Source organism: Leisingera sp. S132 (assembly GCF_025144465.1).
Classification (GTDB): Bacteria; Pseudomonadota; Alphaproteobacteria; order Rhodobacterales; family Rhodobacteraceae; genus Leisingera.
This window is the reverse complement of the sequence record NZ_CP083553.1, coordinates 375,102-401,972: the sequence shown is the minus strand read 5'-3', so window position 1 is coordinate 401,972 and position 26,871 is coordinate 375,102. Positions and strand designations below refer to the sequence as shown.

The window sequence follows — 26,871 nt, the reverse complement described above, 5'->3', positions numbered from 1 at the left end:
ATAGACGCCGGCAGGCCGGCGGTTCATGTGGCTGCGGCACCAAGTGGCACCGGCCTGCATTGACTCTACCGGAGGCTGGAAGAGCGGCGCATCAGCCCGGAAGGCCAGAAACACACGTCAGGGATGTATTAATTCCCGCAACCGCTGCAGCCGGAGCAAGTTGCCAGGCTGAGCAAAATAGCCCCGGCAGTGGCCGGGGCTTCTTACTGGTCCGCACAATGGGGCGTCAGTCTGCCGCCTTCACCGCGGCAATCACGATATCCAGCGCCCGGTCCAGATCCGCGCGGGAGATGGTCAGCGGCGGCGACAGGGTCAGCACGCTGCCCTGGCTGATCTTGTAGCTGAGGCCGCCTTCAAGGCAGGCGTAGTAGATCTGTTCTGCTTTGGCGATGCCGGGCGCCATGGTCTGCCGGTCCTCGACGATCTCCACCCCGAACATCAGCCCGCGGCCGCGGATATCACCGACAACGGACACCTGGCCCAGTGCGTCGCGCAGACGCTCCAGTGCGTGGCGGCCCAGTTCGGCGGCGCGCTCCACAAGCCCCTCCTCCTCGAGGATCTGCAGCGTGGTCAGGGCCGCTCGGGCCGTGACCGGGTTCTTCTCGTGGGTGTAATGGCCGATGGCAAAATCGCCGCAGACATCCAGATCGCGCCGCGCCACGCAGGCGGCGATGGGAAGGATGCCGCCGCCCAGCGCTTTGCCCAGTGTCACGATATCCGGCACGATTCCGTCATGCTGGAAAGAAAACATCTGCCCGGTCTTGCCCAGCCCGGTGGGGATTTCGTCCAGGATCAGCAGCACCCCGTGACGGTCGCAGATCTCGCGCACCGATTTCCAGAACCCCGGCGGCGGCACGTTCGGCACCGCGCGCATCGCCTCTGCGATGAAGGCGCAATAGTCGCCGTCGCGTCCCAGCACATAGTCGATCATCCGCGCGCAGGCCTCTGCACTGGCCGCCAGCGACTTGTGGCCATAGGCGCAGTTGGACGGGCTGAACGGTGCCACATGCTCCGTCCCCGGCAGCAAGGGTCCGGCGATGTGGCTGCGGAAGGTGGCCTCCCCCCCGACCGAGGCGGCGCCGAAACCCGCGCCATGGAACGCATCCCAGAAACTGAGGGTCTTGAAGCGCCCGGTGGCGGCGCGGGCGATCTTCAGCGCCACCTCATTGGCGTCGGAACCTCCGGTGGTGAACAGGGTCTTGCCCAGATCGCCGGGGGTGATTGCCGCCAGTTTCTCTGCCAGTTCCACCGCAGGTTCATTGGTGAAGCGGCGCGGCGCAAACGGCAGGTCATCCAGCTGCTTCTTGATGGCTGCAACCAGCTTGGGGTGGCCATACCCCAGGTGATGCACCGAGTTGCCATGGAAATCCATGTAGCGGCGGCCATCCATGTCCTCGATCCAGATGCCGTCGGCCTTGGCAATGGTGCTGACGCAGGGGCTGGACAGGCTCTGGTGCAGGAAGGCGTTTGCGTCCCGTTCCAGCAGCGGCGCGGAATTCGGCCCGATGGATGTTTTCAGCCAGGCCTTTCGGGCTTCGGACGTGTTGGATTCACCTTCCGTATGGACGAGCATGTGCCGCCTCCGTGCAGGGGGTCAAAAGGGAAAGATGAAAAGGCCGGGGCCAGGTGGAGCCAGCCCCGGCGGGCCGGCCTTATTCCGGCCAGGGGAGTGAATAGGTCTTCACGTTGGTGAAGAATTTCATCGCCTCGATCACACCTTCCTTGACCCCGTTGCCGCTGTCCTTGATCCCGCCGAAGGGGGACATCTCGATGCGGTAGCCGGGCTGCTCCCAAATATTGCAGGTGCCCACGTCCAGCCCGTTGATATAGGCAATCGCCCGGTTCAGATCGTTGGTGCAGACGCCGGAGGACAGCCCGAACTCGGTGGAGTTGGAGATCCGCATCACTTCGGCGTCGTCATCCGGCACACGGACAATCGGGATCACCGGGCCAAAGGTCTCTTCCATCACCAGTTCGCTGTTGTGCGGCACTTTGTCGACCACGATCGGCGGCAGCAGCGCGCCCTGGCGGGGCGGATGGTAGAGGATCTCGGCGCCTTCCTCCGCGGCCTGCAGCACCCGGTTTTCGAACAGCTCCGCAGCCTTGTCGTGGATGACACAGCCCAGCTCGGTTTCCGGGTCCTGCGGATCGCCGAACCTGATCTTCTGCGCCTTCGCCAGAACCAGCGGCACAAAGCGGTCAGCGACGCTTTCCTGCACCAGGATGCGTTTGATCGCGGTGCAGCGCTGGCCGGAGTTGCCGGTGGCGCCGGCCACGGCAATGGTGGCCGCCTTTTCCAGATCGGCGTCAGACAGATCATTCAGCACGATCAGCGGGTCGTTGCCGCCCAGCTCCAGCGCCTGCCGCTTGTAGACGCCTTTCTCGGCAATCATCTTGCCCACCGGCACACCGCCGGTGAAGGTGATGATGTCGATGTTTTCATTGGTGATCATCTCATCGCCAATGTCCTTAGGCCAGCCGGTGACCACCTGGAACATCTCCGGCGGCAGCCCCGCTTCGTACAGGATATCGGCCAGCGCAATGCAGGTCAGCGGCGTCAGTTCCGTCGGCTTGCAGACCATGCAGTTGTTGGTGGCAATCGCAGGTGCGATCTTGTGGCTGACCATGTTCAGCGGGTGGTTAAACGGGGTGATCGCCGAGATCGCCTTCACCGGCTCTCGCTTGGTAAAGATCTTGCGCGCCTTGCCGTTGTGCGTCAGGTCGCAAGAGAAGATCTCGCCATCGTCCTTCAGCGCCTCGGCGGCGGCAAACTGATAGACGTCCTGGGCGCGCTTGGTTTCATAGATCGCGTGCTGGTGGCAGATGCCCAGCTCCAGCGTCAGCCATTTGGCCAGCCACTCGCGCTTTTCCCCGATCAGCTCCCCTGCCCGCTGCAGGATCTGGCTGCGTTCATAACGGGTCAGCTTGGGCGTGTAGTTCGCGGCAATCTCAAACGCCTTGCGGGCGTGTTCAGCCTGGCCAGCCGGTACATGGCCCACGACCTCGTTGGTGTAGGGGTAGAGAACCGGCACGGTTTCCTCGGTAAAGACCACCTCGCCGCCGATGCGCATGCCCTCGTTGCGGATTTCGATATTGCTCATGGCCTGATCCTTCATGTTCACAGCGCCGCCGCCTGCGCGGCATAGAAAAACGCATCAAAGTTGCGCAGCACCGGGCGCTCCGGCAGCGGCAGGACGCGGTTGCAGATGAAGGGTACCTCCTGTTCGGTCAGCCCGCCATGGCTGCGCAGCGGCTCATTAAGCGCCGCCAGATCATGACGGTGCTCAGACGTGCCGATGCAGATGTTTTCGCCCGAGACCAGGATGATATCGCCGATCCGGTCAGCAGGCAGCTCGAACCGGGCCACCGCCTCCTCGCGGGTCAGAACATCGGTGATCGCGTCATAGCCTGCCAGCCGCTGCATGATCTCCGCCCGGTCCGCGCCTTCAGGCAGATAACAGGTGGCAAAGGAGCCAAGCGCGCCGTGGTGCACCACATAGGGGTCGGTGATCGGCAGGATCACCCGCGCCTGGCCCTCGCCCAGCCAGTCATCCATCAGGTCCTGCACGTAGATCACGCTGGGGGAGCCATCGGCGTGGTGCTTGGGCTTCATGCCGTGGTCGGCGGTCACCACGATGGCGGCGCCCAGCGCGTCCAGCTCTGTCAGGTACTTGTCGAACATCTCGTAGAAGGCCTTGGCCTCCGCCTGATCGGGGCTGTACTTGTGCTGCACATAGTCGGTGGTGGTCAGATACATCACATCCGGCGCCCATTCCTTCAGCAGCTTCACCCCGGCGGCAAAAACAAACTCACTCAGCTCTGCCGAGTAAACCTCCGGCTGCGCCATGCCCAGCCATTCGCTGGCTTTCTCCTGCCCGTGCTCGGCGGCGGTGGAGGTATCGGACTTTTCTGCAGAGAAGCACTTGGCGCGATCCTCATCAAACACCAGGCCTGCACCCAGCAGCGCCCGCAGCTTGTCCTTGGCGGTGACCACCGCCACCCGCGCGCCCGCATCATAAAACGCCTTGAATACCGTCGGTGCACGCAGAAAGCGCACGTCGTTCATCATAACCTCTTCGCCGGTGTCCGGGTCGATCAGGTAGTTGCCGCAGATCCCGTGCACGACCGGCGGGCGGCCCGTCGCAATCGACAGGTTGTTGGGGTTGGTGAATGACGGCACCACTGAATGCGCCAGCCGGTCAGTGCCTTCCGCGCGCATCCGCTTGAGCGTGGGCATCAGACCGTCGGCAATTGCTTTGTCCAGATATTCCGGCTCGCAGCCGTCCAGGCAAATGGCAATTGCGCAGGTCTTGGGCACGTCATAGGCGCGGCCGTTTGCAACGACGGGGGATTGAATGGTCATATCTTAAAGTCCTCTATCTCTCAGGCGGCCAGTTTGGCGCGTTCTTCCAGCGCCGCGGCGGGCGGGGCCGCGCTGGCGACGCCCATTTCGGCAAGCGTTTCCTTGGCGGCAGTCACGACCTGCCGCATCACATGTTCATCCATCTGCCCGATGCAGCCGACGCGGAAACTGTCCACAACGGTCAGCTTGCCCGGGTAGATGATAAAGCCCTTCTCCTTCATCAGATCGTAGAAGCGGTCGAAGACAAAGTTCCTGTCCGCAGGGCAAAAGAATGTGACAATGATGGGCGACAGCCAGCGGTTCTGCAGCAGGGTCTCGAACCCCAGCTCGCGCATGCCAGCAACCATCACATCGCGGTTGCGGGTGTAGCGGCCGCCGCGCCCCGCGACGCCGCCTTCAGCCTCATGCGCCTTGAGCGCTTCCAGGAAGGCCGCAACCACATGGGTCGGCGGGGTGAACCGCCATTGGCCGGTCTTTTCCATATGCGCCCATTGCGCATGCACATCCAGGGAAAGCGAATGGCTGTTGCCCTTGGCCGCCTCAAGCTCCTCTCTGCGGGCGATGACAAAGCCGAAGCCCGGCACCCCTTCGATGCATTTGTTGGCAGAAGACACCATCGCCTCATAGCGGATCTGCGACGGCTGCAGTTCAATCGCGCCAAAGGCCGACATCGAGTCGACCAGCAGTTTGCGGCCCGCGGCGTAAACTGCTTCGGAAATCTCCTCCACCGGGTTCAGGATACCCGAAGACGTCTCACAGTGAATGGCCACCACATGGGTGATCGACGGATCATCCGCCAGGATCTGCGCCACCTCCTCCCCGCGCGGCGGAAGGTAGTCTCCCTTGTCCAGCAACTGATAGTCGCGGCCCAGGTATTGCAGCGTCTGCGCCGAGCGCAGCCCGTAGGCGCCATTGGCCAGCACCAGCGCCTTGCCATCCCGCGGCACAAAAGACGCCAGCATCGCCTCAACCGCAAAGCTGCCGGAGCCCTGCATCGGCACGCAGTCAAAAGCGCCGGCACCCTCACCCAGCAATGCCAGCAGGCGGCTGCGCATGTCGCGGGTCATGGCGCGGAAGTCGTCGTCCCAGCTGCCCCAGTCGCGCAGCATGGCTTGTTTCACCTCATAGGATGTGGTCAGCGGCCCAGGGGTCAGAAGGTACGGTTCACCCAGAAACGGCGGGTCTATCTGCGGTGCGGAAGCGGTCATTGCCTGTCTCCAAAGCATGGTTCGAGAGCATGATTGCGCCAGCACAATTCATATGTAAAATTGCAAAAAACAATTCAATGATAGGTCTTACCTATATAAGTTCACGGGAAACCCCTTATGCGTCACTCACAACTCAAGGCCTTTCACCACGTGGCCCTTCTGGGCGGCTTTTCCCGCGCCGCAGAGGCACTGCACCTGACCCAGCCGGCGGTTTCGGAACAGGTGCGCAAGCTGGAGCAGGACCACGACGTGCTGCTGTTCCGGCGCGAGAAGAAACGGGTGTTCCTGACAGCCGCGGGGGAGGACCTGCTTCACATGACCAAGCAGTACTTCGAGGTGGAAAGCCGGATCGGCGACTACCTGTCGGCAACCCGTGCCGCAGTTGAGGGGGAGTTGCGCATCATTGCGGACTCTGCCCAGCACATGACCGGCTTCCTGGGGCCCTTCCAGAAGCGTTACCCGAATGTGGTTATTTCGCTGCGCGCCGGGAACACGGGCGAAATCATCGATGAACTGCGTGACTACAATGCCGAAATCGGGGTGGCCGGCAGCCTGTCCCCGGGCAAGGACATGAGTGTTCTGAACCTCGGCGCCACCGGCATCGTTGCCTTTGCCGCGCGAGGCCTGCTGATGGCCTCGCAAGCGGACCTGTCGTTCCAGGAGCTGGCACAGCTTCCGCTGGTGTTCCGCGAGGAGGGCTCAAAGACCCGAGAGAAAGTCGAGACCGCCGCGCGTGAACAGGGCATCCGGCTGAAGCCCGCAATTGTCGCCGAAGGGCGCGAGGCCGTGCGTGAGCTTGTGGCCTCCGGCGCGGGTATCGGTTTTGTCTCCGAGGCGGAATTCGGCCATGACGACCGTCTGGTCAAATACAGCCTGCGCGATGCCGAACTCACGATGAGCGAAAGCATCATCTACCTCACCCAGCGCCGTGACGTCCGCGTGATCCGCGCCTTCATGGACTTTGCCAAAGGCATTCAGGCGCAATGAAGGGCTGAAAGAATATTGCGCAATAAGATTAGCCGCCACAGGTCCGGACCCGGCTCGGCAGGGACAAAAGCAAGCACTGGTTAAACTTTTCCATTCAGCTGGTTCTGAACCTGGTCCTGCCCCCTGAAACTGGTCCGGAGTGAATGCGAATTATTGGGAACATTTCTGGCAAGAGAGGGAGTGTACCGATGCCGAAGAAACGATTGAGCGACGAACAGATTGCCTTTGCTTTGAGGCAAGCGGAAGCCGGGACGGCGGTTGGAGAGATTTGCCGCAAGATGAGGGTCGCGGAAGCGACGTTCTATCGCGGGAAGAAGGTCTATGCGGGGATGGGTGTGTCGGAGATCCGGCGGCTGAAACAGCTCGAAGACGAGAACAGCAAGCTGAAGTGAGGCTCCCCCACAGAGGTGGCTCGAGAAATCTGAACAGTTGAGCTAGGTGGATTTTCCGCTCCTGATCCGGCAGCGTGCCGGGACGAAGGAGCAACGATGGCAAGACGACCCAGACGGGGCGTTGTTGCACAAATCGGGTTCTGACCGCAGTTCCCCTTTCCCCGGGCGGACTTATCCTACGGAAACTGTGACAGGTATCCCAAGCGCCGTGTAGCCGTTCAGTACGGCGATACGAACCTGCAGCTCGGCGACTTGGCGTTCGAAGTCTTTTGCCATCAGGGATTGGCCGAGCAGCTTGATGCAGTTCATTTTTGACTCAACCCGGCTCTTGCGGTGATATCCGCTCCACCGTCGCCAGATGGCGCGGCCGAGATACTTCGAGGCGCGCAGGGCTTCGTTTCGTGACACTGCGCCCGGGCTCGTTGGCTTCCAGGGCTTGGCGTTCTTGCGGGGCGGGATGACAGCGGCGGCACCACGGGTGGCAATCGCCTCGTGGCATTTGCGCGTGTCGCAGGCCCCGTCGGCGGTCACGGAACCGATCTCTTCGTCTGCCGGGATTTGGTCAAGGAGATCAGGCAGAATGGGCGCATCACCGATGTTGCTTCCGGTGACTTCGACGGCCCGAACTTCCAGTGTTTCCTCATCGATGCCGATGTGTATCTTGCGCCAGATGCGCCGCTTGGGGCCACCGTGCTTGCGGGCGTTCCACTCGCCTTCACCCTCGGCCTTGATACCGGTGCTGTCCGCTGCCCGGCAGTGCATCACGCAGTGATGTCACGAGAGGGGATCAGCAGATTCTGCGGGCCCTTGCTGCCTCGATAGGGGATGCTCACGTTCAGAGTTCGTTGGCGGCGGCACAGGGTGCTGAAGTCCGGCACCACCCAGTCCAGGCCGACAAGCTTCAGCAGGCTTTGCACGAACCCAGTCGTTTGTCGCAAGGGCAGGCCAAAGAGCACCTTCAAAGTCAGACAGGTCTGGATCGCCGCATCGCTGAAGATCGGTTGTCTGCCACGCGTGCCGGTCGGCGGCGGCGTCCAGATCATTTCTGGATCAAACCAGATTGTCAGCGAGCCGCGCCGCTTCAACGCGTCATTGTAAGCCGACCAGTTCGTGGTCTTGTATTTAGTAGGGGCCCAACTGCTCATGCCTACCAGCTATCATGCTGGATTCACGCAGTGAATCCCTCACCCGATTTGTGCAACAACGCCCCTCAGAAGGTAACGATCCCTTTTGCGGGAGCAGGACTTGTGCTCGGGGATCGGCCATTCACGCCTGGCGCGGCGAAAGCTAACGAAGAGCCCAACCTGTGAATTCGAATTTCGCGCTGCATGCACACGCAAGATCAGAAATGCTACAAGCGCTCAGATTTCAGCGCCGCAGAGCAGCGGAAGGAGCGGTCCTTCATGCTTGCGCTCCAGAAGAGCAGAAATGTCAGATCAAGTCCCGTGTCCTACAGGTTAATCTAGATTTCCCAGTGCTTACTAGCATGTACTGAGGAGTGTGTCTCAACCGCTTCCGTCACTGCCGGGGCCACGGGCTCAGCACCATTGCCATCGACCTTGAACCGGCCCACCAGTTTTGCCAATTTGATGGCGTTGGCATTCAGCATATAGCCTGCGGCCGTGGCTTCTTCCACCATCGCGGCATTCTTTTGGGTCACCTGATCGAGCTGGGTCACGCCGGTGTTGATCTCGTGCAGGCCGGTAGATTGCTCCTCTGCGCCTTCAGCGATTTCGGTGACCAGCTTCGAGATATGGCTGACACGGGTGGAAATTGACTGCAGAGCCTCGCCTGCCCGACCTACCAGATCGACACCCTGATCTACTTGGCGGGAGCTGTCGGAAATCAGCGTCTTGATCTCCATTGCTGCATCCGAGGAACGCTGCGCCAGTGCCCGCACCTCTGAGGCTACCACCGCGAAGCCGCGGCCGGCCTCACCAGCACGGGATGCCTCTACACCAGCGTTGAGTGCCAGAAGGTTAGTCTGGAAGGAAATATCGTCGATCACCTCAATGATCTGGTCGATTTTGCTGGAACTTTCCGCGATTACTCCCATTGCGGCGACTGCGTTCCGCACCACTTCGCCGCTGCTTTCAGCCTCTTGGCGGGCCTCTCGGACGGTATCTTCTACACGGCGCGCACCCTCGGCCGCGGATTTCACGCTGGCTGTAAGCTCATCAATCGCCGCCGCTGTCTGCTCCAGGGTAGCAGCCTGGCTTTCGGTACGGTGCGACAGATCATCCGAGGCTTGGCTGATTTCTGCCGCCCCGTTACGGATACTCGAAGAAGCCTCGATCACTTGCTGCACTGTGGCGTTCAGGTTGTCGATCGAGCCGTTAAAATCGTCGCGCAGATTTTCATATTCCGCCGGGAAAGCCTCGGTGATGCGTATGGTTAGATCGCCATTTGCCATACGTGATAGGCGCTCGCTTAGCTGCTGCACCACATATGCCAATTCGGCGTCTTTGCTTAGGGCCTTCTGCTGTTCGACCTCCTGCATACGAACCAATTCGGCGCGAAACGTCTCCAGCGCCCGGGCCATATCTCCAACTTCGTCGCCGCGCTTCTGGCCGCGGATTTCCACTGTGTTGTTGCCTTCAGCCAGGCCACGCATGGATACTACAATCCGTTGAATGCCCGAAGCGATGCCGGATCCTGTCACCAGCGCCATTGCAGCACCGATTATTATCGCAGCAACAATGGCGGCAGGGATCATTTTGCGCGTCTGAGCTGCTATCTCTTCGTTGGCAGCTTGGTTGGCAGCCATCGCCGCAGAAACTTCATTTCGAAGTTCCGCCATAGTGGATTGGAAACTATCAAAAAAGGCCTTGCCGCGCCCCTCTGCCACAAAATCCGCCATGTCATCCATAGTGGCCGCGTCACCAATTTCTCGACGCAAGTCCAGCATTGGCGCCGCAACCTCACCGCGCCATTTTTCAATTACTTCGGAAATGCCATTCAACTGATCCAAAACTAGAATGTCTTCCTGCATCGCGGTCCGGAAAGCATCCATACCAGCATCGAACCGCTGGGTTCCCTGCACAAAGGGCGTGAGGAAAGACTCTTCTCCCGCCAAAAGAAACCCGCGCATGCCAGTCTCCATGTCTACAGCTGCGGCGAGTAGGTTTTTTGCCATGCCAAGTACAAGATAGTTTCTCTCAACATCTTGGAATGGCTCTTGGAGTAAACCTGGATCTGACAAGCCCGCGGTGATCCGTGATGTTAGAGAGTCACGATTATCTACCAGCGGCTCTGTTGCGCAAATCGGGTGAGGGATTCATCTCATGAATCCAGCGTGATAGCTGGAGGGCATGAGCAGACCAACACCCCCGACCTACAAGATCAAGAACTGGCGGGCCTATAACGAAGCGCTGAAGCGTCGTGGCTCTCTGACGATCTGGTTCGATCCCGAGATGACGTGGGAGGCCCGGCCGACCGGCAAGAGAGGCCGACAGCCCATCTATAGCGACGCCGCGATCAAGACCTGCCTGACGATGAAGGTGCTGTTCCGTATGGCGCTCAGGCAGACGACCGGCTTCGTGGAAAGTCTCCTGCGATTGAGTGGATTGGACTGGTCGGTACCGGATTTTAGCACGCTTTCACGCCGCCAGAAGTCTCTCGCCGTGAACATCCCGTATCGTGGTTCTGAGGGGCCGCTACACCTGCTGATCGACAGCACTGGGATAAAGGTAGAGGGCGAAGGCGAGTGGAATGCGCGCAAGCACGGTGGCTCGAAACGCCGCGTGTGGCGCAAGGTTCACCTCGGTATCGACGAAAAGACACTGGAAATCCGGGCAGTCGAGTTCACCAGTAGCAACATTGGTGATGCGCCCATGCTGCCGGAACTGCTTAATCAGATCCCGCCCGAGCAGGAGATCGGCAGTGTCACGGCAGATGGCGCCTACGATACGCGCAAGTGCCACGATGCCATCGCCAACCGAGGTGCCAATGCCGTCGCCCCGCCCCGCAAGAACGCCAAGCCCTGGAAACCCGACACCGCAGGCGCGATTGCGCGCAACGAAGCGCTGCGGGCGTCGAAATACCTTGGCCGAGCGCTTTGGCGGAAATGGAGTGGATACCACCGCCGAAGTCGTGCCGAAACCAAGATGCACTGCATGAAACTGCTGGGACAAAGACTGATGGCACGGGATCCTGGACGTCAGGTTGCCGAGCTTCAGCTCCGTGTTGCGGTCATGAACGGATTCACCGCGCTTGGCATACCCGTCACAGAGGCAGTGGGATAAGTCCGTCTGGGGAAAGGGGAACCTTGGCCCTCAACCGATTTGCGCAACAGAGTCGATCGCGGAGAGACCGCGATCGCTTGCACAGAAGTCAGCCGCGCCTCCGCTCCGCTCTAGCGCGCCTGGCATTTTCCGTTTGATTGGTCCGCCTGCCATCCGGCCGGCAATCTGAACACGGGTTCTGATGCCGCTGCGCGTCAGCCTCCACGGAGAAATCCGGTTCCTCCCGCGCCAGGCGCGGGCCCCTCCCAATTTCACCGCTCCGGCCCCGTGTGTCAGATCACCGTCCGGCCGCAGTCCGGGCTGCGCCCACCCTGCTTTGCCCTCCGGAAGACACGAGGTCTTCCGAAGTGAAAATCAGGGAAGGCTTCGCCACTGGCGGAACAGGAGGCGCGAGCTGGAATGTTGGAGACACGAAAAAGGAAAGGTTCTGTCGCAAATGGCAAAACTATGTGTCGCCCGACAATTCAGGAAGTGGCGGACCGAGGAGGATTCGAACCCCCGACCCCTTGATTCGTAGTCAAGTACTCTATCCAGCTGAGCTATCGGTCCACTGCGGCGGGGTTTACTCATAGCATCGAACGGGCGCAACCCCAAAAACAAAAATAGTTCCGGCCGCGGCCATTTTCCAGCTGTGCTTTCCGAAGGTGTCAGAGCGTGCCGTCACCCTTAGGCAGGCAGATCTCGAACACGGTGCCCTCGGCACCGGTCTTGTTCAGCCTGACGCTGCCGCCGTGGCCGCGGGCCAGTTCGCCTGCAATCGCCAGCCCCAGGCCCGTGCCCCCCTTGCGGGCGCCGCCCTGGAACGGGGTGAACAGGTTGTCCTGCGCCCTCTTGGGCAGGCCCGGTCCGGTATCCGAAACGGTGATGTACCAGGCGTCCGCCTCCTCGCGGGCTTCAACCGTGACCTGTCCCGGCCTGCCGGTGGCGGCTATCGCCTGGCGGGCATTGCGCACCAGGTTCATCACGATGCGGAACAGCTGCTCCGGATCGGCACGCAGCATCATCGGCTTGGGCACGGCGTTGAGGATTTCCACCCTGTCGCTGTCCGCCGCCAGCAGTTCGCTTTCGGCGATGTCGGCGGTGATCTCATGCAGGCAGACCACGCCGAAGGTGGGCGATGGCTCCTCCGCCTTGCCAAAGGCCAATGTGCCTTCGCACAGCGACACCGCCCGGGTGATCGAGTTGACCAGCTTCGGTGCCAGGCGGCGCACCAGGGGATCCTCGCTCATCTCGATACGGTCCGTGAACAGCTGCGCCGAAGTCAGGATGTTGCGCAAATCGTGGCTCACCTTGGCCACCGCGCCGCCCAGCTGGGCCAGCCGCTCGCGCTGTTTCAGGGCATGTGTCAGCTCGGTCTGCAGCTGCATCAGCGCCTCTTCCGCCTCGCGCAGCTCCACCACGCTGGAACTGGGATGGATGATGCCGCGCGCATCCTCCGGCGCCGCCGCATAGCGCTGCATATAGCCGACCACGCCCTTGATCGGCTTGACCAGCACGATCCGCACCGCCCCGAACAGCAGCACCGCGGTAAAGACGGAGATCACAGCAGACAGGATCAGAATGCGCACGCCGTAGTCGATCATCGCCGCGCGCAAGGGGGCGGTTTCCATAGTCACTTCGATCAGGAGGCCCGCCTCGCGCACCGGCGCGCCAATCACCCGGATGATCTCATTCTCCGGGCGGAGCAGCCGCATCATTGCATCGCGGATCAGGGTCAGGGCGCCGGCCATACGCAAATCATAGGTGGCAGTGATTTCCTGCGGGATCGGCGACGCCAGCATCAGCTGGCGGATCTCGTCGCGGCGCAGCACCACGTTATAGACGCCCGCGTTTTCCAGGAGCTCCGCTTCCAGCTCGGTCTCCAGCATGTCGTCCGCCAAGAGCGCCAGCGAGGCGATCTGCGCCCGTTCCAGCCGGTCGGCCAGGTAATCCTCGCGGAACCGCGCAATCGACGGCACAAAGATCAGCACCTCGGCCAGCATCACGAAGACCGTGGTCAGGATCAGGAATCTGCCCGAGAGCGTGTTGAGCATGAAGCGGCCTTCAGTTCATGAAATCCAGCGCTGAACAAAGCGCACGGCGCGTTTAACAAATTTACTCTCAAACAGCCGCGGGGAGAAATAGGCCCCTGCCGCCCGTTTGTTAATCTCGCTCATGCTGGGATAAGGTGCAACCATTGCCGCCACTTGGCTCATTTTCAGGCCGTTGGCGATGGCCATCGACCACAAGGCGATGTGCTCCCCGGCCTGGTGGCCTGCGATGGTGACGCCCACGGGGCGGCCCTTGACCACCATCACCTTGATGAAGCCCCTGGTCTTGCGTTCTGCTATGGCGCGGTCGTTGTGGTTGTAGCCGAACCGCGCCACCTCCAGCTTGACGCCAAAGCGGTCACGCGCCTGCATTTCGGTGAGCCCGACCTGCGCCAGCTCCGGGTCGGTATAGGTGGCCCAGGGGATATGGCTGGTCATCGCCTTGGACGGCAGGCCGAACAGGGCAGAGCGGATGATGACGCTGGCATGGTAGCCCGCCGCATGGGTGAACTGCATTCCCCCCGCCACATCACCGATGGCATAGACACGCCTGTTGGTGGTCAGCAGGCTCTCATCCACCTTGATGCCATTGCCTTGCGTCTCAATCCCGGCAGCAGCAAGGTTCAGCCGCTCCATGTTGGCCTTGCGCCCTACCGCCATCAGCAGGTGACTGCCCTTGAAGGTGCTGCCGTCCCTGGTCTCGACCCCGATCGCCCCAGCCCGGCCGGTGATGCGGGAGACCATGGCGCCCTCGGCGATCTCCACGCCCTCGGCACGCAACGCATCCAGCACCAGCGCGGCGGCTTCCGGGTCCTCTTTGCCCAGCGCCCGCTGGCCTTCGATCACCGTGACCTTGCAGCCCAGCCTGACATGCGCCTGCGCCATTTCCATGCCAATCGGGCCGCCGCCGATGATCAGCAGATGCTCCGGCTTCCCGCGCAGGTCGAACAGCGTCTCGTTCGTCTCATAGGGAACCTTGCCCAACCCCGGAATAGGCGGCACCAGCGGCGCTGAGCCTGTGGCGATCACCACCCGCCGCGCGGTGATGCGAAAGTCTCCGGCTGCAACTTCGGTCTTTGAAACGAAATGCCCGAACTCGCGTATTACCCGCACGCCGAAACCTTCGAACCGCTCCTGGCTGTCCACCGGGGCGATGGTTTCGATGACCTGATGCACATGATCCTTGGCCGCCGCGTAATCTGCCTGCGGCACCTGATCCGCCACGCCAAAATCCGCAGTATGCGCCTGGCCATGGGCCGCCTTGGCGCTTGCCAGCAGCGCCTTGGAGGGCACACAGCCGTAGTTCAGGCAGTCGCCGCCCATCTTGTGGCCTTCCAGCAGCACCACGTCCGCCCCCATCTGACTGGCGCCCGCGGCCACCGACAGACCGCCGGAGCCGGCCCCGATAACCAGAAGATCGCATGTGATACGGGTCATGTTCAGCGCCCCTTCTTCTTGCCGCGGATGGATTTCACGATGATCGGCATCGCTGCCAGCACACACAGCCCCAGGATCGGCCCGATCACATGCGGCTCCCACAGCAGGCTCAGGTCCGGATCCTCACCCCGGTCAAAGACAGACCCGACGCCCACGCCGATCCAGGTAAAGACGATGGCGCCGGGAATGATACCCGCCGCAGTGGTCCACAGGAAGTTGCGGAACTTCACCCCGACCAGCGCCGGCAGCAGATTCGCCACGAAAAACGGCACCGCCGGCACCAGCCGCAGCAGCAGCAGCACCTCGACCTCATTTTCCCGAAGTGCCTGTTTCAGCATCTGCACCCGGCCCTCTGCCGCTTCGATCTTGGCGGTCAGAACCGCCCCCAGCCCTATGCGCGCAGCCAGAAAGATGCCCGCCGCGCCGATGGTGGCAGAGACCACATTGAAAGCGGTGCCGGCCGCCAGCCCGAACAGGAAACCGCCGGTAACCGACGCCACCGCTGCACCCGGCAGCGAGAACACCACGATCACGATGTAGATCCCCATGAACAGCGCCACCAGCCCAAGATAGTTCTGATCCCGGAACGCTATCAGCGCCTCGCGGTTGTCGCGCAGCGTGTCAAAGGTCAGGTAATCCTTCAGCACCACCGCTCCGGCCAGCGCCACCGCCACCACCGCAATCAGCGGCAGATGCCGCGCCAGCCCCGGCTTGGCGCCGTCCTGTTTCTTGGGTCGGGATTCTGTCTCCGGTGTCTCTGTCATGCCGCTCATCTGATCCGTTTCACTTGCGCTCTTGCTGTTGCTACGTCTTAAATGGCTGTTCCGCGAGAGTGGTTCCCCCTGCCTCACAGGCGCTTGATCACAACTCCGGATTCCGTGAGCTTTATGGCAGAATCACCGCCCCTGTGTTACCGCCACCCTGTCCGGACAGGCCGCTGCGGGGCAGTTTTTGGCAGAAATGTTGCACTTTGCCCGGAAAAGGCGGCTTGCAGGGTTTGACTTACCCGCCATTCCCTCCTAAAGACCGGGCTTCGAGATAGACCCCGGGCGGGCGATTCCGCGCACCCGATGACAAAATGTGGAGACCGGAGCGATGAAACGCACCTATCAGCCTTCGAACCTGGTTCGCAAACGCCGCCACGGCTTCCGTGCGCGCATGGCCACCAAGGCAGGCCGCAAGATCCTGAACGCACGCCGCGCCCGCGGCCGCAAAGAACTGAGCGCATAAGCTCAGTTCCCGTTCTGACGGACATGACACCGCCGGAGGCCCCCAAGGACGGCAACGCTGCCCGCGGGGACACGCCTCCGGCGGTGTCCGTTTGTCCGCCTGACACCCAGAAAATCGAGGTCATGGCCAAGCGCCGTGATTTTCTCGCCTGCGCCCGCCCGCCTGCCCGCAAGCAGGGCACCAAGGCGATGATGGTGCAGGGCCGGAACCGCCGCGATGACGGCGGCATCCGCATGGGCTTCACCTGCTCCAAGAAAGTCGGCAACGCTGTCGCCCGCAACCGCGCCAAACGCAGATTGCGCGAGGCGGCACGGATGATTCTGCCCGCCCATGGCCGCCCCGGCTGGGATTACGTGCTGATCGGCCGCGCTGTGGAAACCGCCCAGCGCCCGTTCGAGGAACTGAAGCGCGACCTGATCTACGCGCTCAAGAAGATCCACGGCCAGTGACCGTTCCGGCCTTTGGCCGCATTGCCACCGGGCCGCCCTGCCCCTATCTATCCGCCATGACCCCGCTGGCCCGTCTCTTTGCCCTGCCTGTGCGCGCCTACCGGCTGCTGTTCAGCCCGTGGGTCGGCTTCAACTGCCGCTACCAACCCACCTGCTCCGCCTACGCTTTGGAAGCGCTGGAGAAACACGGCGCTTTCAAGGGCGCCTGGCTGACCGCCCGGCGGATCGGACGCTGCCACCCCTTTGGCGGCGACGGCTATGATCCCGTGCCGGACCGGAAGGACTGCCCCCCCGGCAATTGATCCAGCCTTTCGGCATTTCAGTCACAGTAGGGAAAACCGGAATAAGAGCCCGTGCCTGCGCGTGCTATCCGATCTCCGCGATCAACCCAAAGCTGCAGGAGGCGCGAATGAACACTCTGTTTCAGACCTTGCGATCTCCCGCAGAAAATACGGCTATTGCCGCTTCCTGGCCAGGCTTGCGCCGGCCCGCCGGCCTGCGCTGATCTGCGCCCGGACTGATCGTCACTTCCCAAACCTGCGGCACCCACGGCTCTGACCGCGCGTATTAATGCGCGCCCTGCCTTGCCGCGCCCTTTCACCTTCACGCAACAGGAACCGGCTGGCCGCAGCCGGGAAAACCCATGACACGCACAGATTTCCGTTCCCCCGTTCACGACCATCAGGCCGTTCTGGCTCAGATCCTCGCCGACCTCGGCCTGCGCCGGACGCTGATTGCACTCCTGCGCCAAATGTTCGCCGCACAAAGCCCTCCACGCAGGCCGGACCGCACGCCGCCGCTCAGCAACCATATGCGCCGGGACATCGGTCTGCCGCCGTTGCCAGAAGAACTGCCCTCGTCCCGCGGCTACCTTTAAGCAGGGCCGCAGACCGCAGCAGAGACCGGTCACTCCGGCCTCTGCTGCCTTTTTTCCTTGGCAAAACCCGCATCCTCGGCTAGGGCGCGGCCATGCTTGATGATGATCTGGACGAAATCCACCCGCTGTTTGCCGGCGCTCCCTCGACCACTGAGTTCAAGAAGCTCAGGAAACGCATCGTGCGCTACGCGCGCGAGGCGATCGAGCAGTACGGCATGGTGGAGCGCCGCGAAGACGGCAGCACGCCCAAGTGGCTGGTCTGCCTGTCGGGCGGCAAGGACAGCTATACCCTGCTGGCGGTGCTTTATGAGCTGAAGTGGCGCGGCCTGCTGCCGGTGGACTTGCTCGCATGCAACCTGGACCAGGGCCAGCCCGGCTTCCCGGCGACAGTGCTGCCGGAGTTCCTCGAAAAAATGGGCGTGCCGCACCGGATCGAATACCAGGACACCTACAGTATTGTCGTCGACAAGGTGCCGCAGGGGCGCACCTACTGCGCGCTGTGCTCGCGTCTGCGCCGCGGCAACCTCTACCGCATCGCGCGGGAGGAAGGCTGCTCCGCCGTGGTTCTGGGCCACCACCGCGACGACATTCTGGAAACCTTCTTCATGAACCTGTTTCACGGCGGCCGCCTGGCGACCATGCCGCCAAAACTGGTCAACGAGGAGGGCGATCTGTTCGTGTTCCGCCCCCTTGCCCATGTGGCAGAGGCCGACTGCGAAAAATTTGCCCGCGCCATGAACTATCCGATCATTCCCTGCGACCTCTGCGGCAGCCAGGACGGGCTGCAGCGCCAGCAGGTGAAACAGATCCTGGACCAGTGGGAATCAAACTCCCCGGGCCGCCGTCAGGTGATGTTCAGGGCGCTGATGAATGCGCGCCCTTCGCATCTTCTGGACCCGAAACTGTTCGATTTCGCGGGACTTGAGCTGAAGATTGCCGATTCTGGGGACGAAAATCCGGAAATTCCCCAGCTGCGTTAACTCCCGGGTTATATCAGCATCTTAGTCTCAGGACCGAACGAACGGCTGCAGACGAAAGGTCTGGGAATGACACATACGGGTTCAGGCTTCCTGGCACGCCTCCGGCACATCCTCGCCCCCGCAGTTTCCGGGCCGGCGATGCTCGCCTTTCTGCCAGCCCTGACCCTGGCCACCTTTTGGATTGGCGGCGAAACGGCGCTGCTGGCCGTTGCCCTGGGCCTGCCGGTCCTGATGGCCGCCGCCGGCAGCTTCAGCAGGCTGGGCGGCAGCTCTCAGCCGCGCGACCCGGTCACCGGCATGATGCTGCGCGGCGGGTTCGAGCAGGAGGCCGCCCGGATTCACGCCGAATGCAGCGAAGGCGGGCTGCGGTCTGCCATTTTCATTGTGGAACTGGACGACCATCGCGAACTGACGGACCGCCACGGGCAGGAGGCCGGCGACCGTTTCATGCAGCATTGCGGTGCGCAAATCGTTTCGGCGCTGCGTCAGGACGACATCGTCGCCCGGATCAGCGACAGCCGTTTTGCAGTCTGCCTGGCGCCAACCCTGCAACTGGATCTGGAACTGTGCATTCAGCTGGCCGGCCGCATGCAGGCCGCCACCGAAGAACCCCTGCCGCTGGACGGCACCACCATTTACATGACGTCCTCGATGGGTTTCTGCCAGCACAGCCGCATCCCCGGCAGCGAAAGCGCCGAGTGGATCAGCGCCGCGGCCGCCGCCCTGTCTGAGGCGCAGGGCAACGGGCCTGGCGGCATCCGGGCCTATTCCACCGACATGCCGGGCCGCACCGGCAGCCGCTCCACCCTGCGCGAGGAAGCCGCGGCAGCACTGGAAAGCGGCCAGATCCAGGCCTGGTTCCAGCCGCAGATCTGCACCGACACCGGCCGGGTCTCCGGGTTTGAGGCGCTGGCACGCTGGCAGCACCCGGTGCAGGGGCTGATCCCGCCCTCCACCTTCCTGCCCGCACTGGAAGAGGCCGGTCTGATGGAACGGCTGAGCCAGGTGATGCTCTATAACGCGCTGGTCGCCATCAAGGCCTGGGATGACGCCGGGGTGACGGTGCCGTGCGTCGGGGTCAACTTCGCCACCCAGGAGCTGCGCAACCCCGGACTGGCGGGCCGCATCAAATGGGAGCTGGAACGCTTCGGCCTGCCCGCGGAGCGCCTTTGCGTGGAAATCCTGGAAACCGTGATGACCGACCAGCCCGATGATGTGGTCACCCGCAACATCCTTGCCCTCAGCGAACTGGGCTGTCCGATTGACCTTGATGATTTCGGCACCGGCCATGCCTCGATCTCCGCCGTGCGCCGTTTCAACATCTCCCGCATCAAGATCGACCGCACCTTCGTGATGAAGGCGGATCAGGACCCTGAGCAGCAAAAACTGATCTCTGCCATACTGACCATGGCCGAGCGGCTGGAGCTGGAAACCCTGGCTGAAGGGGTCGAAACCGCCGGCGAGCATGCGCTGCTGGCACAGCTTGGCTGCGGCCACGTGCAGGGCTTCGGCATCGGCCGCCCGATGCCCTTTGACCAGACCCTGGACTGGATCACCGCGCATGAGGCCAAGCTGCAGGATGCGCCGGTGATCGGCCGCCAGACACCCTGAACGCTCAATTCCTTTGATTTTCTGCCGCACCGGGACCGCTTGACGCCCCGCTGCGCCGCGATTCTGCTTGACCTTTGCGGCCCACCTCTGTTGAACCCCTCGTGTCCTTCCCTACACGAGGTGGCAGTCCCCAATGGACGATCAGAACAAAAATCTTATTCTCGCAACCGTACTCAGCTTTCTGGTGATCCTCGGGTGGTACACCTTCTTCCCGCCGCCGGAACCGGAACAGGTGCCGCAAACCGCGGTCACTGAAACCGCGCCTGCCGGCGACACCGCCGCCGCGCCCAGCGCAGCGGGCGCCGATGCGGTGGCAGACACCGCCGCCGAACAGGCCGCCGCGCCGGATGCGCCGCGCGTTGCCATCGACACGCCCCGCGTCACCGGCAGCATCTCGCTGCAGGGCGGCCGGATCGACGATCTGTCGCTGAAGGACTACCGCGAGACGCTGGACGAAGGCTCTCCGATCGTCAAACTGCTGAAACCGGTGGGCGAGACCGGCGCCTATTACGCGCTCTACGGCTGGGCACCGGGCGCAGGCCTCACGCTGAGCGACGTGCCGGGCGCCAACACCATCTGGTCCGCATCTGAGGGCGCCACCCTGTCCCCCGGCAACCCCGTCACCCTGACCTGGGACAACGGCAAGGGCCTGACCTTCTCGCGCACCATCGCGGTGGATGAGGACTACATGTTCTCGGTCACCCAGTCGGTTGCCAACGCCTCCGGCAGCACCGTGTCGCTGGCGCCCTACGGCACCCTGGCCCGCCACGGCCAGCCCGAGGGGCTGAAGAACTTCTTCATCCTGCACGAGGGCCTGGTCGGCATGACCGACGGCGAGCTGGCCGAGACAGACTATGACGACATGGCCGATTTCGAGCCCGATCCGCGCGACGGTTCCAAGTCCAGCGTCAAGCAGGTCGACGCAAACGGCTGGATCGGCTTTACCGACCACTACTGGATGTCCACTCTGGTGCCTGCACCGGGCCAGAGCTTCCGCTCGATCGCCAAGTTCGATGAGCGCCGCGACATCTATCAGACCGACATCGTGCTGCCGACCGTGACCGTGGCAGAGGGCCAGTCCACTGAAGTCACCACCCAGCTGTTTGCCGGCGCCAAGGAATGGGAAGCCATCCGCGGCTATGAGAAAGCGGGCATCGAGGGCTTCCTGGACGTGATCGACTGGGGCTGGTTCTTCTTCCTGACCAAGCCGATGTTCTGGCTCTTGCACAATCTGAACGTCCTGATCGGCAACATGGGCTGGGCGATCATCGGCCTGACCGTGGTGATCAAGATCCTGGTGTTCCCGCTGGCCTATAAATCCTACGCCTCCATGGCGAAGATGAAAGAGCTTCAGCCGGAAATGGAGAAGCTCAAGGAGCGCGCCGGCGACGACCGCCAGAAGATGCAGAAGGAGATGATGGAGCTGTATAAGAAGGAGAAGGTGAACCCCGCCGCGGGCTGTCTGCCGATCCTGATCCAGATCCCGATCTTCTTCTCGCTCTACAAGGTGATCTTCGTCACCCTGGAACTGCGCCACGCCCCGTTCTTTGGCCCGTTCCAGGACCTCAGCGCGCCGGATCCGACCTCGATCATGAACCTCTTTGGCCTGCTGCCCTTTGCCTCCCCGGCACCTGAGAGCATCCTGGCCCTGGTCTTCATCGGCATCCTGCCGATCCTGCTCGGCATCTCGATGTGGCTGCAGCAAAAGCTGAATCCGGCACCCACCGACCCGACCCAGCAGATGATCTTTGCCTGGATGCCCTGGGTGTTCATGTTCATGCTCGGCGGCTTCGCCTCCGGCCTGGTGGTTTACTGGATCGCCAACAACACGATCACCTTCACCCAGCAGTACCTGATCATGCGCAGCCATGGCTACAAGCCGGACGTGTTCGGCAACATCAAGTCGAGCTTCAAGAAGAAGCCGAAGGCTGAAAAGGAATGACCGCAAAGGTCACAGACATCTGGCGCCACCCGCTCAAATCCCATGGGCGGGAGGCACTGGAAAGCGTCACCATGACCGCCGGGCAGACCATGCCCGGCGACCGTGTTTGGGCGGTTGCGCATGAGGCCTCCAAGGCGGACGGTTCCGAATGGGTGCCCTGCGCCAATTTCACCCGCGGCTCCAAGGCGCCGGGGCTGATGGCCATCAACGCCCGGCTGGACGATGCCAGCGGCCAGCTGACGCTGACCCACCCTGCCCGGCCTGATCTGACATTCGACCCGGAAAACCCGGACGACCTGCAGCGCTTCCTGGAGTGGGAAAAGCCGCTGCTGCCTGAAAACCGCGCCGGGTCTTCCCATATCGTCAGGGTGCCGGGCCGCGGCATGACCGACACACCGTTCCCTTCGGTGTCACTCGCCAACTTGTCTTCCCACCGCGCGGTGGAGCAGGCGATCGGCAACAAACTGTCGCCCCTGCGCTGGCGCAGCAACATCTGGTTCGACCCGGGCGAGGCCTGGGCCGAAAACGACTGGCTCGGCCGCGAGGTGCAGATCGGCGCAGCCGTCTTTGCGGTGCGCGAGCGGGTGGTGCGCTGCCTGGCGACCACCGCCAACCCCGAAACCGGCGAACGCGACGCCGATACGCTTAAGACCCTCAAGGACAATTGGGGCCACCAGGATTTCTCGGTCTATGCCGAGGTGGTGCGCGGCGGCGAAATCCGCCTGGGCGACGCGGTAAAGGTGCTGTGATGCAGATGCAATTTAACCTGGCCGAAGCGCCGGATGAGATCTCCGCCGAGAAGGGCCGCAAGCTGTTTGCGGGCGAGACCGAGTTCCTCAAGGGCGTGGTGGCGATGAACGGCCTGCCGGACGCCGACCGGGTGGAGGTCTGCTTTGCCGGCCGCTCCAACGTCGGCAAGTCGAGCCTGATCAACGCGCTGACCGGCACCAAGGGCATCGCCCGCGCCTCCAACACGCCGGGCCGGACGCAGGAGATCAACTTCTTCACCCAAGGCCCAGAGCTGTATCTGGTCGACCTGCCCGGCTATGGCTATGCCAACGCCCCGCTGAAGGTAGTGGAGCAATGGCAGAAGCTGCTGAAACGCTATCTGTCCGGCCGCCAGAACCTGCGCCGCGCCTTTGTGCTGATCGACAGCCGCCACGGCGTGAAAGCGGTGGATGACGAGATCATGAAGCTCTTGGACAGCTCCGCCGTTACCTTCCAATGCGTGATGACCAAGGCCGACAAGGTCAAGGAAAAGGACCGCGCCAAGGTGCTGGAACAGGTCAAAGGCGCGCTGGCCAAACACCCTGCCGCCTATCCTGAGATCGTGCTGACCTCCTCGGAGAAGGGCGACGGCATCGCCACCCTGCGCTCCATCATCGCGGGGCTCTGAACACCCGTGCTGCGCCGCCTGCCCTCCCTGCTGGTTGTGATCGCCCTGGCCGTGGCCGGGCTGATCCCGTCCGGCTGGATGCCGGCCTCGGCGCAGGACGGCAAGGTGCTCCTGGTGATCTGCACCGGCCACGGTCCGGTGGAAACCTGGGTCGATCTGGACAGCGGCGAACCCCATGCGCCCGCTGATCAGATGGAGGACCGCAGCTGTCCGTTTGCCGCGCTTGGCGCGGTGGCTCTGCTGCCGGACAGCCTGATCGGCCTGAATCTGGACACGCCTCTCAGCGGCCGCTGGTCGCGCGAGGCTTTCACCCATCACACCGCCGGTTTCCACTGGCGCTATGACGCCCGCGGCCCGCCCGCACTCTCCTGACTTTCTGAACACACCTGACATTCCCGCCGGCGCCCCGCGCGTCCGGCCCCGTTCCGATATGGAGAGACCCAATGGCAACCAGCCAACCGCAATCCGCGGACCCATCGCGTCCGCTGTCCCAAAAATTCTACGCCGCCGTCTGGCGCTGGCATTTCTATGCCGGCCTCTTTGTGATCCCCTTCCTGATCATGCTGGCCGTCACCGGGCTGATGATGATGTTCATCACTCAATTCGACGGCCGCGACGGAGAAAAGATAACCGTCGCCCAAGGCACCGCTGAGCTGAGTATCCCCGCCCAGGAGGCCGCTGTTCTGGCCGCCCAGCCCGGCACCATCGCCGAATGGATCGGCCCAAAGGCCCCCGATCTGGCCGCCGTGTTCCGGGTGAAGACAGATGACGGCCAGCGCCTGGTTGCCCTGAACCAGTACACCGGCGAGGTGATCGAGGTCTGGGACCGCCGCGCCGGCTGGTATGACCTGGCCGACAACATCCACTCCACCCTGCTGATCGGCGACACCGGCGACCGGCTGATCGAGATCGCCGCCGGTTTGGGCCTCGTGCTGGTGCTGACCGGGCTGTACCTGTGGTGGCCCCGCGGCAACGCCGCCAGCGCCTTTGTCCCCAACCTCCGCGCCCGTGGCCGCGCCTTGTGGAAGAACCTGCACGCCGTGACCGGCTTCTGGATGTCGGCGCTCTTGGTGATTTTCCTGATCTCCGGTTTGTCGTGGACCGGCATCTGGGGCGGACAGATGATGCAGGCCTGGAGCACCTTCCCGGCAGCAAAATGGGACAACGTGCCCCTGTCGGACGACATCCACGCCAGCATGAACCATGGGCATACCAACGATGTGCCCTGGGCGCTGGAGCAAACCCCGATGCCCGCCTCCGGCTCTGACGCAGGCATCGCCGGCGTCGCCGAAGGCGCGCCCGTGGATGCCGCCAGCCTGATCGCCTTGGGCCGCGCCTTGGGGATGGAGGGCCGCTTCCGCCTCGCCTATCCGGGCGGTGAGACCGGCGTCTGGACCCTCAACCGCGACAGCATGAGCGGCGACGGCGACAGCCCCTTCATCGACCGCACCGTGCATGTGGACCAGTACAGCGGCAAAATTCTGGCGGATGTGGAATACGAGGACTACTCCTGGGCGGGCAAGGCGATGGCCGTCAGCATCCCCTTCCACATGGGGCTGATGGGCACCTGGAGCTTCGTGCTGAACGTGGTGTTCTGCATCGCGGTGATCTTTGTCTGCGTCTCCGGCCTGGTGATGTGGTTGAAGCGCCGCCCTGCCGGTGCCGCCCGCCTGGCCGCACCGCCGGAACCGGCAGAGATGCCGTTCTGGAAAGGTGCTGCGCTGATCGCCGTTCTGGTCTCGCTGGCCTTCCCGCTGACCGGCCTGACGCTGCTGGCGGTGCTGGCGTTTGACGTGCTGCTGCTCGGCAACCTGCCGGTGCTGAAGCGTGCGGTGAGCTGACCGCGCCAGAGCGCAACATCAATGATGGGCAGCGCCCGACCCTGGGTGGGTGCGAAAGCGCCCTCCCGTCGTGCTGCAAGCACGCCTCTGGCGTGACGGGAGGGTCGGGCGCTGCCCGGCGCGCTTCGCGCTTGTCCCGGGCTTTAAACGTGCTGTGCGCCGTTCACCTCGATCTCGGTGCCGGAGATATAAGAGCTTTCCTTGGAGCACAGGAAGTAGATCGCCGCCGCCACCTCCTCCGGCTGGCCCAGCCGCTGCATCGGCAGTTTCTCGACGATCTTTTCGGTGCCGGGCGACAGGATCGAGGTCTCCACCTCTCCCGGCGCAATTGCGTTGACCCGCACGCCCATCGGCCCGAAATCATGCGCCATTTCCCGTGTCAGCGCCGCCAGTGCCGCCTTCGACGTGGCATAGGCCGCGCCGGCAAAGGGATGCACCCGGCTGCCCGCGATCGAGGTCACGTTGACCACCGAGCCCTTGGCCGCTGCCAGCTCGTCCTTCAGGCCGCGGGCCAGAACCACCGAGGCAAAGAAATTCACGTGAAACACCTTGCCCCAGTCCATCAGGTCGGTGTTGAGCGTGCTGAGCCGCTCTCCCTCCGGGCCCTTGGGCGAAATGCCCGCGTTGTTGACCAGCGCATCCAGCTGCCCGTCCAGCATCTCCTGGATCCGGCCCACCGCATTGATCGTGTCCGACGGGTCCGACAGGTCCAGCTGCACATGGTTCTCCTGGCCGCCGCCCCAGGGGCATTCGGCAGGGAACGGCTGGCGCGAGCAGGTGATGACCCGCCAGCCCTCGGCGTTGAAACGGCGCACTGTGGCGTGGCCGATGCCGCGGCTGGCACCGGTGAGCAGCAGGGTTTTCTGGCGCATGGCGCAGCTCCGTGTAAGGTGGTATCCGGGCTGCAGCCTAGCACCCGCACGGGCCGCTGCAACGGCGCATTTGCGCAGCCGCTTGGCAGCGCGCCCCGAAACGCGTAACACACCCCGTTAGAGGGACCCCAGCGATGAAGAAACAGAATATGAACCGCGATTGGATTGCCACAGCCGAAACCCTGTCAAGCGCGCTGCCGTATTTCCAGCGCTTTGCCGGGGCGATTGTCGTCATCAAGCTGGGCGGCCACGCCATGGGCAGCGACGAGGCGATGGAGACCTTTGCCCGCGACATCGTTCTGATGCGTCAGGTGGGCGTAAACCCGGTGATCGTGCATGGCGGCGGACCGATGATCAACGCCATGCTGGAAAAGCTGCAGATCAAGTCCGAATTCGTGAACGGCAAGCGGGTGACCGATGCCGCCACTATGGAAGTGGTGGAGATGGTGCTGTCCGGCGTCGTCAACAAGCGCATCGTGCAGGCGATCAACAGCCAGGGCGGCCGCGCCGTCGGCCTGTCGGGCAAGGACGCCAGCCTGATGGTCTGCGACCAGGCCGACCCTGACCTGGGCTTTGTCGGCGCGCCGGCGGAAATGGACCCCAAGGTGCTGCACGGGCTGTTCGAGAAGAACATGATCCCGGTCATTGCCCCCATTGGCGCGGGCCGGAATGGCGAGACCTACAACATCAACGGCGACACTGCCGCGGGCGCCATCGCCAAGGCGCTGCAGGCCGACCGCCTGCTGCTGCTGACCGATGTGGCCGGCGTCAAGAACGCCGAAGGCGAAGTGGTGACCGAGCTGAAGGCAGCGGATGTCGAGGAGATGACCGCCAGCGGCGTCATCGCCGGCGGCATGATCCCCAAGACCGAAACCGCGCTGGATGCGGTCCGCGGCGGCGTGCGCGCCTGCATCATCGTTGACGGGCGGGTGCAGAACGCGGTGCTCTTGGAGCTTTACACCGACCACGGCGCAGGTTCGATGATCCGCGCCTGACCGCGCACCACGCGGAA

General features: G+C 63.0%; 23 protein-coding genes, 1 tRNA gene and 2 pseudogenes. 15 read left to right on the top strand and 11 right to left on the bottom strand.

The features are described 5' to 3' along the window. Positions 1 to 226: 226 nt before the first annotated feature. The 4 genes from K3725_RS01975 to K3725_RS01960 all read right to left on the bottom strand — a co-directional run bounded on the left by K3725_RS01975 (position 227) and on the right by K3725_RS01960 (position 5,571). A complete protein-coding gene (locus K3725_RS01975) occupies positions 227 to 1,573 on the bottom strand; it encodes an aspartate aminotransferase family protein (protein ID WP_260017193.1) in 1,347 nt (448 codons plus the stop codon). A gap of 79 nt (positions 1,574 to 1,652) precedes the next feature. Then, positions 1,653 to 3,101, bottom strand: a complete 1,449-nt coding sequence (gene phnY, locus K3725_RS01970; protein WP_260017192.1) for a phosphonoacetaldehyde dehydrogenase — start codon at positions 3,099 to 3,101, stop codon at positions 1,653 to 1,655. A gap of 17 nt (positions 3,102 to 3,118) precedes the next feature. Beyond that, a complete protein-coding gene (gene phnA / locus K3725_RS01965; protein ID WP_260017191.1) occupies positions 3,119 to 4,363 on the bottom strand; it encodes a phosphonoacetate hydrolase in 1,245 nt (414 codons plus the stop codon). A 20-nt stretch (positions 4,364 to 4,383) separates the two neighbouring features. Next, positions 4,384 to 5,571 (bottom strand): 2-aminoethylphosphonate--pyruvate transaminase, encoded by a 1,188-nt coding sequence (locus K3725_RS01960; RefSeq protein ID WP_260017190.1) that lies wholly within the window; start codon positions 5,569 to 5,571, stop codon positions 4,384 to 4,386. Between the two features lie 117 nt (positions 5,572 to 5,688). Between K3725_RS01960 and K3725_RS01955 the strand changes: the two genes are divergently transcribed. Together K3725_RS01955 and K3725_RS01950 are read left to right on the top strand one after the other, a co-directional pair. After that, entirely contained in the window at positions 5,689 to 6,558 is an 870-nt protein-coding gene (locus tag K3725_RS01955) for a LysR substrate-binding domain-containing protein (protein WP_260017189.1), read from the top strand. A gap of 188 nt (positions 6,559 to 6,746) precedes the next feature. After that, positions 6,747 to 6,947: pseudogene (locus K3725_RS01950) on the top strand (transposase); the annotation flags it as partial. A 174-nt stretch (positions 6,948 to 7,121) separates the two neighbouring features. Here the strand turns inward: K3725_RS01950 and K3725_RS01945 are convergent. Beyond that, positions 7,122 to 8,095: pseudogene (locus K3725_RS01945) on the bottom strand (IS5 family transposase). Between the two features lie 317 nt (positions 8,096 to 8,412). Further along, on the bottom strand, positions 8,413 to 10,086 hold the full coding sequence (locus K3725_RS01940) for a methyl-accepting chemotaxis protein (protein ID WP_409201581.1): 1,674 nt from the start codon (positions 10,084 to 10,086) through the stop codon (positions 8,413 to 8,415). Positions 10,087 to 10,261: 175 nt separating this feature from the next. Between K3725_RS01940 and K3725_RS01935 the strand changes: the two genes are divergently transcribed. Next, a complete protein-coding gene (locus K3725_RS01935) occupies positions 10,262 to 11,194 on the top strand; it encodes an IS5 family transposase (RefSeq protein ID WP_260016682.1) in 933 nt (310 codons plus the stop codon). Between the two features lie 472 nt (positions 11,195 to 11,666). On the opposite strand, the gene K3725_RS01930 is transcribed toward K3725_RS01935, so the two are convergent. The 4 genes from K3725_RS01930 to K3725_RS01915 all read right to left on the bottom strand — a co-directional run bounded on the left by K3725_RS01930 (position 11,667) and on the right by K3725_RS01915 (position 15,425). Continuing rightward, positions 11,667 to 11,743 (bottom strand) — tRNA-Arg (locus K3725_RS01930). A gap of 98 nt (positions 11,744 to 11,841) precedes the next feature. Beyond that, positions 11,842 to 13,227 carry a HAMP domain-containing sensor histidine kinase gene (locus K3725_RS01925; RefSeq protein WP_260017188.1) on the bottom strand — a complete coding sequence of 462 codons (1,386 nt, stop codon included), beginning with the start codon at positions 13,225 to 13,227 and terminating at the stop codon, positions 11,842 to 11,844. Positions 13,228 to 13,242: 15 nt separating this feature from the next. Further along, positions 13,243 to 14,661, bottom strand: coding sequence for an NAD(P)/FAD-dependent oxidoreductase (locus tag K3725_RS01920; protein ID WP_260017187.1), 1,419 nt, complete (start codon positions 14,659 to 14,661; stop codon positions 13,243 to 13,245). A gap of 2 nt (positions 14,662 to 14,663) precedes the next feature. Beyond that, positions 14,664 to 15,425 carry a TVP38/TMEM64 family protein gene (locus K3725_RS01915; protein ID WP_260017186.1) on the bottom strand — a complete coding sequence of 254 codons (762 nt, stop codon included), beginning with the start codon at positions 15,423 to 15,425 and terminating at the stop codon, positions 14,664 to 14,666. Positions 15,426 to 15,756: 331 nt separating this feature from the next. Between K3725_RS01915 and rpmH the strand changes: the two genes are divergently transcribed. The 11 genes from rpmH to K3725_RS01860 all read left to right on the top strand — a co-directional run bounded on the left by rpmH (position 15,757) and on the right by K3725_RS01860 (position 24,987). Further along, positions 15,757 to 15,891 carry a 50S ribosomal protein L34 gene (gene rpmH, locus K3725_RS01910; RefSeq protein ID WP_008554144.1) on the top strand — a complete coding sequence of 45 codons (135 nt, stop codon included), beginning with the start codon at positions 15,757 to 15,759 and terminating at the stop codon, positions 15,889 to 15,891. 23 nt (positions 15,892 to 15,914) lie between these two features. Then, positions 15,915 to 16,340: a ribonuclease P protein component gene (gene rnpA, locus K3725_RS01905; protein ID WP_260017185.1), complete on the top strand. Its 426-nt coding sequence runs from the start codon at positions 15,915 to 15,917 to the stop codon at positions 16,338 to 16,340. A 56-nt stretch (positions 16,341 to 16,396) separates the two neighbouring features. Continuing rightward, a complete protein-coding gene (yidD, locus tag K3725_RS01900) occupies positions 16,397 to 16,642 on the top strand; it encodes a membrane protein insertion efficiency factor YidD (RefSeq protein ID WP_260018551.1) in 246 nt (81 codons plus the stop codon). Between the two features lie 341 nt (positions 16,643 to 16,983). Beyond that, positions 16,984 to 17,217, top strand: a complete 234-nt coding sequence (locus K3725_RS01895) for a hypothetical protein (RefSeq protein WP_260017184.1) — start codon at positions 16,984 to 16,986, stop codon at positions 17,215 to 17,217. A gap of 92 nt (positions 17,218 to 17,309) precedes the next feature. Then, positions 17,310 to 18,197, top strand: coding sequence for a tRNA 2-thiocytidine(32) synthetase TtcA (ttcA, locus tag K3725_RS01890; RefSeq protein ID WP_260017183.1), 888 nt, complete (start codon positions 17,310 to 17,312; stop codon positions 18,195 to 18,197). Between the two features lie 66 nt (positions 18,198 to 18,263). After that, on the top strand, positions 18,264 to 19,808 hold the full coding sequence (locus K3725_RS01885) for a bifunctional diguanylate cyclase/phosphodiesterase (RefSeq protein WP_260017182.1): 1,545 nt from the start codon (positions 18,264 to 18,266) through the stop codon (positions 19,806 to 19,808). Positions 19,809 to 19,941: 133 nt separating this feature from the next. Then, positions 19,942 to 21,750 carry a membrane protein insertase YidC gene (gene yidC / locus K3725_RS01880; protein WP_260017181.1) on the top strand — a complete coding sequence of 603 codons (1,809 nt, stop codon included), beginning with the start codon at positions 19,942 to 19,944 and terminating at the stop codon, positions 21,748 to 21,750. Beyond that, the gene (locus K3725_RS01875) at positions 21,747 to 22,499 is read left to right on the top strand and encodes an MOSC domain-containing protein (RefSeq protein ID WP_260017180.1); all 753 of its coding nucleotides are present in this window, start codon (positions 21,747 to 21,749) and stop codon (positions 22,497 to 22,499) included. The genes yidC and K3725_RS01875 overlap by 4 nt, the downstream gene beginning before the upstream one ends. Then, positions 22,499 to 23,146 carry a ribosome biogenesis GTP-binding protein YihA/YsxC gene (gene yihA, locus K3725_RS01870; protein ID WP_260017179.1) on the top strand — a complete coding sequence of 216 codons (648 nt, stop codon included), beginning with the start codon at positions 22,499 to 22,501 and terminating at the stop codon, positions 23,144 to 23,146. Before K3725_RS01875 ends, yihA begins: the two co-directional genes overlap by 1 nt. A gap of 6 nt (positions 23,147 to 23,152) precedes the next feature. Next, on the top strand, positions 23,153 to 23,518 hold the full coding sequence (locus K3725_RS01865; RefSeq protein ID WP_260017178.1) for a DUF2946 family protein: 366 nt from the start codon (positions 23,153 to 23,155) through the stop codon (positions 23,516 to 23,518). Positions 23,519 to 23,589: 71 nt separating this feature from the next. After that, positions 23,590 to 24,987, top strand: coding sequence for a PepSY domain-containing protein (locus K3725_RS01860; protein WP_260017177.1), 1,398 nt, complete (start codon positions 23,590 to 23,592; stop codon positions 24,985 to 24,987). Between the two features lie 143 nt (positions 24,988 to 25,130). On the opposite strand, the gene K3725_RS01855 is transcribed toward K3725_RS01860, so the two are convergent. Continuing rightward, positions 25,131 to 25,859 (bottom strand): SDR family NAD(P)-dependent oxidoreductase, encoded by a 729-nt coding sequence (locus tag K3725_RS01855; protein WP_260017176.1) that lies wholly within the window; start codon positions 25,857 to 25,859, stop codon positions 25,131 to 25,133. A 134-nt stretch (positions 25,860 to 25,993) separates the two neighbouring features. Here K3725_RS01855 and argB point away from each other — a divergent pair, with 134 nt between their 5' ends. Then, positions 25,994 to 26,854 (top strand): acetylglutamate kinase, encoded by an 861-nt coding sequence (argB, locus tag K3725_RS01850; protein WP_260017175.1) that lies wholly within the window; start codon positions 25,994 to 25,996, stop codon positions 26,852 to 26,854. Positions 26,855 to 26,871 lie beyond the last annotated feature (17 nt).